General features: G+C 66.4%; 13 protein-coding genes. 7 read left to right on the forward strand and 6 right to left on the reverse strand.

Features of this window, described 5'->3' with window-relative positions:
* Nucleotides 1–305 (reverse strand): GntR family transcriptional regulator (locus tag AC1D34_RS24695; protein ID WP_476825617.1); only part of this gene is annotated, 305 nt, incomplete at its 3' end.
* Nucleotides 306–486: 181 nt separating this feature from the next.
* Between AC1D34_RS24695 and AC1D34_RS24700 the strand changes: the two genes are divergently transcribed.
* Both AC1D34_RS24700 and AC1D34_RS24705 read left to right on the forward strand, forming a co-directional pair.
* On the forward strand, nt 487–756 hold the full coding sequence (locus tag AC1D34_RS24700) for a DUF1127 domain-containing protein (protein WP_441506733.1): 270 nt from the start codon (nt 487–489) through the stop codon (nt 754–756).
* A 70-nt stretch (nt 757–826) separates the two neighbouring features.
* Complete coding sequence (locus tag AC1D34_RS24705; RefSeq protein ID WP_441491163.1) at nt 827–1,585, forward strand: sulfite exporter TauE/SafE family protein; 759 nt, start codon at nt 827–829, stop codon at nt 1,583–1,585.
* A 25-nt stretch (nt 1,586–1,610) separates the two neighbouring features.
* On the opposite strand, the gene AC1D34_RS24710 is transcribed toward AC1D34_RS24705, so the two are convergent.
* Nucleotides 1,611–3,611: a transcriptional regulator gene (locus AC1D34_RS24710; protein ID WP_476825618.1), complete on the reverse strand. Its 2,001-nt coding sequence runs from the start codon at nt 3,609–3,611 to the stop codon at nt 1,611–1,613.
* 131 nt (nt 3,612–3,742) lie between these two features.
* Between AC1D34_RS24710 and AC1D34_RS24715 the strand changes: the two genes are divergently transcribed.
* The 3 genes from AC1D34_RS24715 to AC1D34_RS24725 all read left to right on the forward strand — a co-directional run bounded on the left by AC1D34_RS24715 (nt 3,743) and on the right by AC1D34_RS24725 (nt 7,320).
* A complete protein-coding gene (locus tag AC1D34_RS24715) occupies nt 3,743–4,831 on the forward strand; it encodes a PLP-dependent cysteine synthase family protein (RefSeq protein ID WP_441491165.1) in 1,089 nt (362 codons plus the stop codon).
* A gap of 16 nt (nt 4,832–4,847) precedes the next feature.
* Nucleotides 4,848–6,347, forward strand: coding sequence for a pyridoxal phosphate-dependent decarboxylase family protein (locus AC1D34_RS24720; protein ID WP_476825619.1), 1,500 nt, complete (start codon nt 4,848–4,850; stop codon nt 6,345–6,347).
* Nucleotides 6,348–6,474: 127 nt separating this feature from the next.
* A complete protein-coding gene (locus tag AC1D34_RS24725; protein WP_476825620.1) occupies nt 6,475–7,320 on the forward strand; it encodes a class I SAM-dependent methyltransferase in 846 nt (281 codons plus the stop codon).
* Nucleotides 7,321–7,665: 345 nt separating this feature from the next.
* Here the strand turns inward: AC1D34_RS24725 and msrA are convergent, their stop codons facing one another.
* Together msrA and AC1D34_RS24735 are read right to left on the reverse strand one after the other, a co-directional pair.
* On the reverse strand, nt 7,666–8,181 hold the full coding sequence (gene msrA / locus AC1D34_RS24730) for a peptide-methionine (S)-S-oxide reductase MsrA (protein WP_441491168.1): 516 nt from the start codon (nt 8,179–8,181) through the stop codon (nt 7,666–7,668).
* Nucleotides 8,182–8,354: 173 nt separating this feature from the next.
* Nucleotides 8,355–9,524: a cystathionine beta-lyase gene (locus tag AC1D34_RS24735; protein ID WP_441506737.1), complete on the reverse strand. Its 1,170-nt coding sequence runs from the start codon at nt 9,522–9,524 to the stop codon at nt 8,355–8,357.
* Between the two features lie 189 nt (nt 9,525–9,713).
* Here AC1D34_RS24735 and AC1D34_RS24740 point away from each other — a divergent pair, with 189 nt between their 5' ends.
* Complete coding sequence (locus AC1D34_RS24740; protein ID WP_476825621.1) at nt 9,714–10,163, forward strand: hypothetical protein; 450 nt, start codon at nt 9,714–9,716, stop codon at nt 10,161–10,163.
* 181 nt (nt 10,164–10,344) lie between these two features.
* Here the strand turns inward: AC1D34_RS24740 and AC1D34_RS24745 are convergent, their stop codons facing one another.
* Nucleotides 10,345–10,755 (reverse strand): YunG family protein, encoded by a 411-nt coding sequence (locus AC1D34_RS24745; RefSeq protein WP_476825622.1) that lies wholly within the window; start codon nt 10,753–10,755, stop codon nt 10,345–10,347.
* Between the two features lie 80 nt (nt 10,756–10,835).
* Nucleotides 10,836–11,543 (reverse strand): TetR family transcriptional regulator, encoded by a 708-nt coding sequence (locus tag AC1D34_RS24750; RefSeq protein WP_441506739.1) that lies wholly within the window; start codon nt 11,541–11,543, stop codon nt 10,836–10,838.
* 88 nt (nt 11,544–11,631) lie between these two features.
* Here AC1D34_RS24750 and AC1D34_RS24755 point away from each other — a divergent pair.
* The coding region (locus tag AC1D34_RS24755; RefSeq protein ID WP_476825623.1) for a cyclase family protein at nt 11,632–12,361 on the forward strand (730 nt) is incomplete at its 3' end.

Genomic DNA, 12,361 nt, shown 5'->3' on the forward strand with positions numbered 1-12,361 from the left:
ATCACGGTCTGGTCGGGAAGGATCGGGTAATTGAACTCGAGGTCGATCCGGCTGCCATGCGGCTCGCCTGGCGCCGCCACGCCACGCCTGGCATCGCCTGAGATGAAGGTGCCCCTGCCGACTTCGCCGACGACGAGGCCGCGGCGCAACAGCTCGGCATAGACGCGGCTCGCCGTCGAGACGGCGATCGCGCGGTCATAGGCGAAGCTGCGCTGCGGCGGCAGGCGGTCGCCCGGCTTGAGCGTGCCGTCGGCGATCTCCGCGGCGATCGCGTCGGCGAGCTTCAGATAATCGGATTTCGACATTATTGCACCGAGGTCAATGTTTCGATTGCTCGGAGCATTATGTCGGATCATTTTGTCCGCATCAACGTGATTGAACCGGGAGCCGCGACGTCTTCGGGACTCAAAGCAGCAGGTGGCCCGCTCGGCGAGCGCTTGCGGCTGTGGTGTCGCCTTGCCCGGATCGAGCATTGGGAGACAGGACATGTCTGCAATTCCTTCAATCTCACCTTCCGTGACGCCCATTCCTGCAACCTTCGCCCGGCCTGCGGTCGCAGGGACGCCCGGCGCACCGTTCCGGCTGCTCGGCGCCTGTTACCGCTGGATCGCGGGCTATTTCGTCCGCCGCGACGCGATTGCATGGCTTCGCGAATGTGATGACGCGGCATTGCGGGATATCGGCCTGGCGCGGAGCGAGATCGAAGGCGCGGTCCGCGGCCTCGTCAGCCCTTCCGGTGGAGCGAGGAGGGGATGATGGCCTCCTCGGCCGCGATGGGCCCTTGCGCAGGCGGAGACCGGCACGCGTCCTCCATGGAGGCCGCCACATGGACCTGACCTGGGCCACGATCCTGGTCGCCTTTGCCGGCGTCTTTCTGATTGGCTTCATGCGGGGAGCTTTTGGCGGCGGCTTCGCCATCATCGGCATTCCGCTGTTGTCCCTCGTGATGGACCCGGTCACTGCCGGCGGGCTGCTCGCGCCCCTGTTCATCGCGATGGATCTCTATGCGCTGCGCTACTTCAAGCCCTCGACCTGGTCGAAGCCGGATCTCGTGCTGCTCCTGCCGGGGCTCGTGATCGGCATCGGGGCGGGCTTTCTGCTGTTCCGCTCTCTCGACCACCGGACTGTCACGCTCGCGATGGGGGTGATCACCCTGATCTTCGTCGGCCTCTGGCTTGTCGGAGGCGCTGAGGTGACGATCCGGCCGCGTTCGACGCCGAAGGCGATCACGGCTGGTCTCGCCTCGGGTGTCACGACCATGGTCGCCCATTCCGGCGGGCCGCCGCTGGCGATGTATCTGCTGCCGCTCGGCCTCGGCAAGGAGATCTATGCGGGCACCACGAGCCTGTTCTTCACGGTCGGCAACGCGACCAAGCTGGTGCCGTGGCTGCTGCTGGTGAAGCCGAGCGCCCATGTCTGGACCTTGATGGCGCTTTGCCTGCTCGCCATTCCCATGGGCGTCGGGCTGGGCTGGCGGCTGCACGGCGCGCTCGACCAGCGCCAGATCTATCGCGCCTGCTACGCGCTTCTTGTCGTGACGGCGCTGAAATTGCTGTGGGACGGCATTTCCGGATTTTGGGGCTGAGCGCGACTGTCTGCACCTCGCGCTTTCACGGGGCCAGGCCGATGGCTGCCGCAGCCTTGCGGTAGCGCATCTGGGTATCCGCTTCGAACCTGAACGTAGTCAGGAAATCGTCGAGCCGGTAACCCGGGTTGAGGGCATGGATGCGTGCGACGTGGGTGCGCGCCTCCTCGATACGGCCGGCAAGCGCGAGGCAATGCGCGGCGATGGCCAGGATGTGCACATGCGCATTGGGGCGCGCGGCCGCCTTCACGCCCCAATGCGCCGCCTCCGCGAAGGCGCCCAGCCTGACCAGCGCCATCGCACGCGTGCCCAGAATGCCAAACAGCAAGGGATCATGCGGGCTCAGCAGACGGGAGTGGTCGGACGCCGCGATCGCGGTCTCGGGATCCCCCGCCTGGCAGTGGACGAAGGCGAGAGCGTAATGCCCGAGCGCGAAATTCGGGCTGAGCGCCACGGACCGTTCCAGCGCGCCGATGGCTTCGGCTTGATCGCCGACGAGCCACATGGCTCGTCCCATCGACCAATGGGCGGCGGGATTCTGCTCGTCGATCAACAGGCTCTGTTCGGCGGTTTCGATGGCCCGTCGGACTTCGTCATTCCGTTCGCCCCAGCGCTGGAAGGCCCTTTGCCAATGCGTGAAGGACAGGCCGGCCTGGGCGCGCGAAAAGGTCGGGTCGAGCTGCGCCGAGCGGCGGAAGAACGCCGCGGCCTGCTCATTTTCCGCGGCGGTGAAGCGGTACATGTGCCAGAGCCCGCGATGATAGGCTTCCCACGCGTCGAGCGACTCCGGAGGTCTCAGGATCGCGCGATTGCGCTCCGCGGTCTCGATTTCGGAAGCGATCGCCGAAACGATGCCGTTGCCGATCTCGTCGAGCACGGCGAGCCGATCGAGCGAAGAGGCCTCGAACCGGTCCGTCCAGACGATATGCGCACTCGCCGCCTCGACGACTTCGATGACGGCGGTGGTGGCGCTCTCGTGCCGCTCCAGCAGCCCGGTGACGACATAGCGGACGCCCAGCCGCTCGCCGATCTCGCGATATCCCAGCTGCTCCGGCGCAATCGCGAAGACCGAGCCGCGCGCGATGACGAAGAGCCCACGCAGACGCGCCAGGCGACTGATCACGTCATGTGTCAGAGCGTTGCCGAGATCGCTGGGGCCGATGCCGTCCGGGCTCACTTCCTGAAGCGGCATGATCGCAACGGAAATCCGGTGCTGCGCCGAAGGCTCTGTCGTCTCATGGCCGGCGGCCTCGGCGGCGGCGGCGGACGCGGGCGTCGTCCTCAACTCCCTCCAGGCGGCTGCGATGGGGGCGAAATCGATGCCGTCGGCCGCGAAACTCCTGGCGGTCCTCTCGAGGTGCCGGGTGCAGTCGTCGATCAGGCGCCGATCGTAGAGTTCGGCCAGGAACCGGGCGTGCGCGCCGATATCGAACGGCGAAAGCTCGATCCATCTGCGGGCCGCGGCCCAGCCTGCTGGCGTTCCCCTCGCTGTCCTGCGCGCCGTCTCGGCCAYCAATGCGATTTCGAACGAGCGGAACTCGCTCCGGCGGCTCGCCACCCAGTGTTCGAACTCGATGCTCTGGGCGAGCTCGGTGCCTTCCAGGAATTCTTGCTCCGCCGCGGCAGTGAGCGACTGCAGCTCCGTGTCGCCAAGCCGCCCGAAGCCGGCTTCGGCAGCCGCAAGCAGGCGCAGGACATCGACATCGCAGCCCGCGAGATCGAGCGCGATGCCGTCATCGCAGGCTAAGACGCGACGATGAGCGGGGTCGTCGAGCAGCGCTCGCAGCTTGCTGAGGCACCATCTCAGCTCGCCGCGCGGATCGTCGGGGACCTGCCATAACAGGCTGCAGAGGCGCTCGCGGGGAACCGGACGCGAAGCCAGCGCGAGATAGGCAAGCAGCGCCCGCACCTTGCGCGAGGGCGGAAGCGTCTCGGCCGCACCGGCGCGCAGGAGCTTCAGCGGACCGAGGAGCCGGAGCTCGAGCCCGGGCCTTGAAAAATCGGCATCGGAACCCTGCGATTCCATGCGCACTCCAACGGTGGCTCCCACGCGGAGTACCCCACCGCCATCCTAGCATCCCCTGACTATCCGCACAGCCGGAAGCTGCGGCGGCCGGGATGGCCACCGCCGGAAGTCAGTCATGAAGGAGGGAAACCATGCCTTCGATGGACATTTCGAGGACGACGCAAGGTCGGGGCCGCCTGTTCGAAACCGTGCTCGACACGATTGGCGACACCCCGGCCATCCGCATCAACAATCTCGGCGTCGATCACGCCACGATCTATGTGAAGGCCGAATTCTTCAATCCGGCCGCCTCGGTCAAGGACAGGCTGGCGGTGGCCGTCATCGAGGAGGCCGAGCGCAGCGGCGCCTTGCGGCCCGGGCAGACGGTCGTCGAGGCGACCAGCGGCAATACCGGCATCGGCCTCGCCATGGTCTGTGCGCAGAAGGGCTATCCGCTCGTCGTCACCATGGCGGATAGTTTTTCGGTCGAACGTCGGCTGCTGATGCGGATGCTCGGCGCGAAGGTCGTGCTGACGCCGCGGGCGCAAAAGGGGTTCGGCATGTATCTGAAGGCCGTCGAACTGGCCGAGAAGAATGGCTGGTTCCTTGCCCGGCAGTTCGAGACCAAGGCCAATGCCGCCATCCACGAGGCCACCACGGGCCGCGAGATCGTCGGCGATTTCGCCGGCTCGCGCCTCGACTATTTCGTCACCGGCTATGGCACCGGCGGTACGGTGGTCGGCGTCTCGCGCGTGCTCAGGCGGGAGCGTCCGGAGACGAAGATCATACTGAGCGAGCCGGCGAATGCGCAGCTGATCGGCAGCGGCCAGAGCCAGCAGCGTGGTGCGGGAGGCGCGCCATCGGTCAGCCATCCCGCCTTCGAGCCGCATCCGATCCAAGGCTGGACGCCGGATTTCATCCCCGACGTGCTGCAGGAGGCGATCGACGAGCATTACTATGACGACGTGGTTCCGATTGCCGGACCGCAGGCGATCGAGTGGGCCCGGCTGCTGGCGCAGAAGGAAGGGATCTTCACCGGGATCTCGGGGGGAGCGAGTTTTGGCGTCGCCCGGGAGGTCGCTGCTACGGCGCCGGCGGGCTCCGTCATCCTGTGCATGCTGCCCGACACCGGCGAGCGCTACCTCTCGACCCCGATGTTCGACGCGATCCAGCCCGGGATGGATGCGGAGGAGCTGGCATTGTCGCAATCGACGCCCGGTTTCCAGATCGCGGCCGAATAGCGCTGAGGAGACAGCCATGGACGCGCGCGTGTTCCCATCGATGCAGACGGATCCCGACGGATATGGCGGGGAGGAAACGCTCGATCCGCAGGATTGGGACGCGGTTGCCGAACTGTCGCATCGCGTCGTCGACGACGCGGTCCGCCATCTCAGGGATCTGCGCGAACGGCCGGTCTGGCGGCCGATGCCGGGGGATGTCGAGGCGCTGTTCCGCGCCCCCGTGCCCGATCAGCCCATGCCGATCGAGCAGGTCTACGGCCTGGTGCACGACAGCGTGCTGGCCTATCCGATGGGCAATATCCATCCCCGCTTCTGGTCGTGGTTCATGGGGGCGGGCAATTTCTCCGGTGCGCTCGGCGACTTCATCGCCGCCGTTCAGGGCTCGAATCTGGGCGGCGGGAGCCATGCCGCTGCCCGGCTCGACCAGCAGGTCGTCGGCTGGCTGCGCGATATGGTCGGCCTGCCGTCTTCGGCCAGCGGCACTCTTGTCAGCGGCGGCTCGGTGGCGAACCTGATCGGGCTGACCGTCGCGCGCAACACGGCGGCGGGGATCGATCTGCGCGAGCACGGGGTCGCCGCGCTGGATCTGCCGTTGCGCTATTATGCCTCCGATCAGGTCCATTCCTGCCACCGCAAGGCCGTCGAGGCGCTGGGGCTCGGCAACAAGGCCTTGCGCCGGATTCCGACCGGCCCCAGCTGCCGGATCAACCTGGATGCGCTGCAGGCCGCGATCGCGCAGGACCGGGCCGAGGGCTTTCATCCCGCCTGCATCATCGGCACGGCCGGCACCGTCAATTCCGGGGCTGTCGACGATCTGGCGGCGCTCGCCGACATCGCGGCCGATGAAAACATCTGGTTCCATGTCGACGGCTGCATCGGCGCCCTGCTGACGATCGCACCGAAGAACGCCTGGCGGGTGAGGGGCATCGAGCGCGCCGATTCCGTGGCGCTCGATCCGCACAAATGGCTCCACGCTCCGTTCGAGGTCGGCTGCGCCCTGATCCGTGACCGGGGAAGCCACAGGAACAGCTTTGCCGTCTCCCCGGAATATCTGCAGACCACTGCGCGGGGCATCGCGTCTGGGGACTGGCTATACGAATACGGGCTGCAGACGACGCGCGGTTTCAGCGCCCTCAAGGTCTGGATGGCGCTGATGGAGCACGGCGTTGCGAAATTCGGCCGCCTGATCGACCAGAACCTCGCGCAGGCCGCCTATCTCGCCGAGTTGATCCGGTCGCAGCCGGCCCTGGAGCTGGTTGCCCAGCCGGAGATCAATATCGTCTGCTTTCGTGTCGCTCCGGAGGGCCGTGACGAGGAGCGCGTCAAGCAGATCAATGTCGAGATCATGCTTCGCCTCCAGGAGACCGGCATTGCTGCCCTGTCCGACACGACGCTCCGGGGGCGGCACTGCCTGCGCGTGGCGATCTGCAATCACAGGACGAGGCTGGAGGATCTGGACCAGCTCGTCACCGCCGTGCTGGCCCTTCGAACGGGCATGGCAGACCAGGCAGCCTGAGGCGCTGAGGTCAACGTCTCGCCCCCGCGAGCACCGTTGCACGGCGAAACGGGTTGAAACCTGCCGCAGTCGGTCCATGCTGGTCTCAGTTTTCGGGTCGGAAGTGCATCACGGAAGGAAAACGTGCATGTCCACGAACCTCGATCAGATCCGCGACCAGCAGCGCGACACCTGGGATCGTTTTTCCGCCGGCTGGAAGACATGGGATCGCCTGGTCCTGAGTTGGCTTGCTCCCTTCGGTGCGGCGATGATCAGACAGGCCGATCTCCATGACGATTCCCATGTCCTGGATGTGGCTGCCGGCACCGGCGAGCCGGGGCTCACGGCGGCGGCGTTGGTCCCGCGTGGTCGCGTGACCGTGACCGACCTCTCGCAAGCCATGCTGGCGGTGGCGGCAGAGAACGCTGCGCGTCGCGGCCTGCGGAATTTCGACACCAGACCGTGCGATGCCGGTGCATTGCCCTTCGACGATGCGAGCTTCGACGCCGTACTCTGCCGCTTTGGCTTCATGTTCTTCCCCGACATCGATGCGGCAGTGCGCGAGTTCGCACGCGTGGCAAAGCCGAACGCTCGCATTTGCGCCGCCGTGTGGGGCGCCCCGGAGAAGAATCCCTGGGCAACGACCATCATGGGCACGATTGCGCGCGATGTTGAGATGCCGCCGCCACCACCGGGTTCGCCAGGCCTGTTTCGCTGCGCGCCGGAGGGCCTGATGCGTTCCGCCTTTGCCGCAGCGGGCTTGCACGACATCACCGAAGAGGAGGTGTCGGCCGAGATGGTTCACGAGACGCCGGAGCAATACTGGCAGTTCATGAACGACATCGCCGCCCCGGTCGTTGCCGGGCTCGCCAAGGCCGATGCTGAGACGGCGGAGCGGATCCGCAGCGAAGTCCTCGACCTGGCGCGCCAGTCCATCCGGRACGGCAAACTGGGCCTGATGTCGACTGCAAGGGTGATCGTCGGCTCGCGCTAGGACCCGGCGCGTGCGTTCACGACCAAGGCATCGGCGCGTGGCTGTCATTGGGGCGGGTCTGCGCCGGGGCGCGTGCGGACCGTCGCTATCGTCCCGACCAGGACCAGGACGCCGGGAACGGGCCCGAAGCGAACGCCATTCCCGGGCTGCCGAGGAGAGGGATCGTGATCAGGCCGGGCGCGAAGGCGTCTCTGCGGCCGGCCAAAGCCGACGGCCTGGTCCTGCACTCGGCCCCGGCATGGTCATCGACACGGCCTCAGGCAGTGCCAGGCTCTGGAACTGATCCGCCAACCCGCCGAAGGGCTCGTCGCGCCGAGCCCTTCTCCATGCCCCTGCCTGCGATCGTCAGGCGGCGTGGCTGCGGCGCGGCAGCTTCCAGTCCGGGCGGGCGAAATGGCAGGTGTACCCCCCGGGCTGGCGCTCGAGATAATCCTGGTGTTCCGGCTCGGCCTCCCAGAAGTCGGAGACCGGCACCAGTTCGGTGACGACTTTTCCCGGCCACAGGCCCGAGGCATCGACATCGGCGATCGTCTCCTCCGCCACTTTCCTTTGCTCTTCGGACCCGTAGAGGATCATCGAGCGATAGCTCAGGCCGATGTCGTTGCCCTGCCGGTTCTTCGTGGTCGGGTCGTGAATCTGGAAGAAGAATTCGAGCATATCCCTGAAACTCGTCTTCTCCGGGTCGAAGACGATCTCGATCGCCTCGGCGTGGGTGCCATGATTGCGATAGGTCGCATTCGGCACGTCGCCGCCGGAATAGCCGACCCGTGTGGAGATGACGCCCGGGCGACGCCGGATCAGATCCTGCATGCCCCAAAAGCAGCCACCGGCCAGCACGGCCCGTTCAGTTGCGCCAGTCATTGCTCTTCTCCTTCTTCAGCCGATCGCGTGCGAAACAGTGCCTCGTCTGGCAAGTAATCGCCAAGAGGGGCGATCGCCAGAGGGGGATCGCCATGGCTTTGTCGCCAGAGATGACGTGCACGGAGGCCGTGTGGATGGCCGTGCGCGTCCAGGTAAGACAAATTCACGTCACGCTACGCGACCTGCTTCAGGGCCTGCTCCAGGTCGGCGATGAGGTCGGCGGGCTCCTCCAGGCCGACATTCAGCCGGACGATCCGGCCATCATAGCCGCGCTGCGTCCGCGGCAACGGCGGGTAGGCCATCGCCAGGCTATGCGTGCCGCCCCAGCTGAAGCCCAGCCGGAACAGGCGCAGCGCCTCGACGAAATCTGTGACGCGCTGCGTATCCCAGCCCGGCTCGAACACCACCGAGAACACGCTCGCCGAGCCGGTGAAATCGCGCCGCCAGATCTCGTGCCCCGGACAGTCCGGCAGGGCCGGGTGGAGCACGAGCGCGACCTCGGGGCGCGCCTTGAGCCAGTGGGCGACCTCCAGCGTCGTCTTTTCCAGGCGGTCGAGGCGAACAGCCAGCGTCTCCAGCCCGCGCAGGGCAAGCGCGCAATCGTCCGGCGACACCGCCATGCCGAGCAGGCGGTGTGTCGCGCCGATCCGCTCCTGCGCCTCCGCCGTCCCGACCGAGACGGTGCCGAGCAGGATGTCGCTATGGCCGCCGACATATTTGGTCAGCGCCTGCATGCTGACATCGACCCCAAGCGCGAAGGCATCGAACAACACGCCCGCCGCATAGGTGTTGTCGAGCGCGACAGGTACGCCCGCCGCATGCGCTGTGGCGACGATGGCCGGCACGTCCTGCACCTCCATGGTGATCGTGCCGGGGCTCTCGCACCAGATCAGCCGCGTGTTTCGCCGGATCAGCGCAGCGATGCCGGAGCCGATCAGCGGATCATAGGTCTCGACCGTGATGCCGAGCCCGGCCAGCAGCTCATCGGCGAGTTCGCGGTTGGGCCCATAGGCGGTCTCGGGCAGGAGGGCGTGATCGCCCGCACGGCAGAAGGCGAGATAGATCAGCGCGATCGCCGCCTGGCCGCCCGGCACGACGAAGCCCGCGCGCGCGCCTTCGAGGTCGGCGATGCGCAGCGCGAGTTCCCGCGTCGTCGGCGTACCGTAGAGGCCGTAGGAGTAGCCTTCGCCCCGCCAGTCGTCGCGAGCCTCGGCGACGCGCTCGAACAGCACGGTCGAGCCGCGATGAATGGCGGGGACGAGGGCGCGAAAATCCTGCGATGCGGCGACCCGGGGGTGCACGAGCCTGGTCCGCCAATGCCGGGTGGGGTGTTCGTCGGTCATTGCGTCTCACCGAATCGCCGGGGCCGACAGCCCCCTGAACCAGCAAGGGTGGAGGCCGCTCCCCGCCGCTGTCAAAGGGGACGGGGCGATCGCTAGGGGGCTCCGACACAACTTATCGCTGCATCGGGATCGAAATCGCCCTTCGCGCGTTAAACCTCTGCGCCACCAAGCGAGCGCGAGGAGTAGACGATGACGACGATGAGGCAGACAGCCGTTTCTTTCGCGGCCCTTCTGATGCTGGCATCACCCGCCTTGGCGCAGTCGCCGCCGCTCGGGCCTTCGACCKGCACTGTTCGCATCGAGCAGGTTTCCGCCGGTTTCATCGCCTCGGGCGAGGCGGGCGGCGGCACCTTGCGCTTTCAGGGCCGCTCCTATCCGATCTCGGTCGGCGGCCTTGGCATCGGCTCCATCGGCGCATCGCGCACGGTCGCAACCGGGACGGTCTACGGGCTGCGCAAAGTGTCTGATTTCGCCGGCGCTTATGTCCAGCTGAAGGAAGGCTGGGCGGTTGGCAGGCAGGGCGGCGGCAATGTCTATCTGCGCAACGACAAGGGCGTGACCCTGCGATTGGCGACGCGCCGGCAAGGGCTTCAGCTTTCGCTCGGCGCAGATGGCGTGCTGATCGGCTTCAAGCAGTAGAAGACCATCCGGCAACCAGTTCACCGGACCGGATCTCGCATCCGGTCCGACCCTTGCGTAGCAAGGGAGGCAGTTTCCGTCCAAAAGAAGAGGGATCAGGAATCCATCTGATCTCGGCTGCTCACGACGCGTCCGACTGGCTCGCCCGGACATTCCCCCTTGTGTCTGCGCCATGCGCCGGTCAGCGGGCTGATGTTTTAAGATAGTCTTCGACCCGGCTCAGCAACAGCGCGCAGCGTTGGAGCGTTGCTTCCGTGTCTCCAAGGTTCTCGCGGTCGAGCACCGCGAACTCCCTGATCATCGATCCCGGCGGGAATTGCTGCCAGCTGAGGTCAATGTGATACCAATCCTCGCCGACCGGCAGGCCGTTCCAGAAATGGGTTTCGTCACTTTCGCCCGTCCACACCATTCCCTTGATGATTTCCGTTTGCGGGTAATAGTGCTGCACGACCCGTGAGGTTGGGTAACACTGACCAAGGGCGGGATTGCCGGGCTTCACAGCCGACTTGTACGAGGTTCGTCCGTCCCAGGACGCCTCCAAAGCCTCGCGAAGGCGCAACATTCGGTCCTGGAGCTTGGTCTGGTTCGGCATGGCGACTCCCATGGGTTCCGGCATCGGATCCTGCTGAGGTTCAAGCTCGCTCCGATGGATCTTGCGTCGCACGCGACCAGTCACGCTCTCAGTCCCGATGGCGCCTTACCCTCGCGCAACGCGGCTTCGTCACTCGCAACGGGAAGCGCGCGGAACAGGGCCGCGATCATGTGGACGAAGAAATCGCACATGCGCGGATCGCCCGATTGCGCACGGCCCTCGGAGAGCCGTTCGACCCGGCGGTCGGCGACATGCATCAGGAGCGCTCCGAGCGCATATTCATAGCCCCAGACCATCGTCTCCCGTGATCGGCCGGGCAGGGCCTGCATCATCGCATCGATCAGACTATGGGCCAGGCGGTCGTAGACGCGTTCGATGATCGCGCTCGCCTCCGGTCCCGGATCCCAGGCGGTGCGGGCCACGAGCAGCGAGAATGCGTCTGCGCCGGCTTCCCGCAGGCGAATGACCGGCTCGGCCCAGGCCCGGACCAGATCCTCGACCGCATGGGGATTGGTGCCGGAGATATCGACCGCGGCAATCCTGTCGATGCGCTCGGTGACGTAGCCGCTGCGATGCGCGAAGACCGCGGAGAACAGGTCCTCCTTGCGCCCAAAGTGATAGCCGACAAGGGCAAGCGGCACCTTGGCCGCGCCCGCGATGTCGCGGACCGAAACGCCGGAATAGCCACGTTCGGCGAACAGGGCCTCGGCCGCGCTGAGGATCGCGAGCCGCCGATCTTGCGCCGCCTCGGCCTTCCGCGAACGTTTTGCCTCGACCGGTCCGGTCATGCCGCCCCCTCCATCAGCACTCCTCGTCGATGATCTTGTACGATCGTCCAAGATATCCTATCCCATTCCCGACGCCGGCAAGCCCGGCATGCGGCTGGCGGCGATGAACCTGATCGATCTGTCCATTCCCCTGGAAAACGACGTCCCGGCCGATCCGCCCTTCCAGAAGGTCAGGATCGACTACCGCCATCACGGTGAGACGGCGACGGAAATCGCCGCTGCCTTTCCGGGTCTGCGCCCCGAACAGCTTCCGGACGGCCAGGGCTGGGCGGTCGAGCAGGTCAATATCTCGACCCATAACGGCACCCATGTCGATGCCCCCTGGCATTATCATCCCACGATGGATGGCGGCGTGCGTGCCGCGACGATCGATGAATTGCCGCTCGACTGGTTCATCAGGCCGGGCGTGAAGCTCGATTTCCGCGATATGCCGGACGGGCATGTCGTGACACCCGACGAAATCGACGCCGAGCTCCGGCGCATCGGCCATCGCCTGCAGCCCTTCGAGATCGTCGTCGCCAACACCCGCGCCGGCCAGCGCTATGGCGAGTCCGACTATATCCATTCCGGCTGCGGTTTTGGGCGGGCGGCCACGCTGCATCTCGTCCGGCAGGGCATCCGCGTCGTCGGCACCGATGGCTGGAGCTGGGATGCCCMGTTCAGCCATACCGCGCGCCGCTTCGCCGAGACCGGGGACGCCTCGCTGATCTGGGAAGGCCACAAGGCCGGCCGGGAGGCGGGCTATTGCCAGATCGAGAAGCTGCACAATCTGGAAGCGCTGCCGCCGACGGGGTTCACCATCTCCTGCCTGCCGGTGA

Source organism: Allobosea sp. P1_A7 (assembly GCF_056406775.1).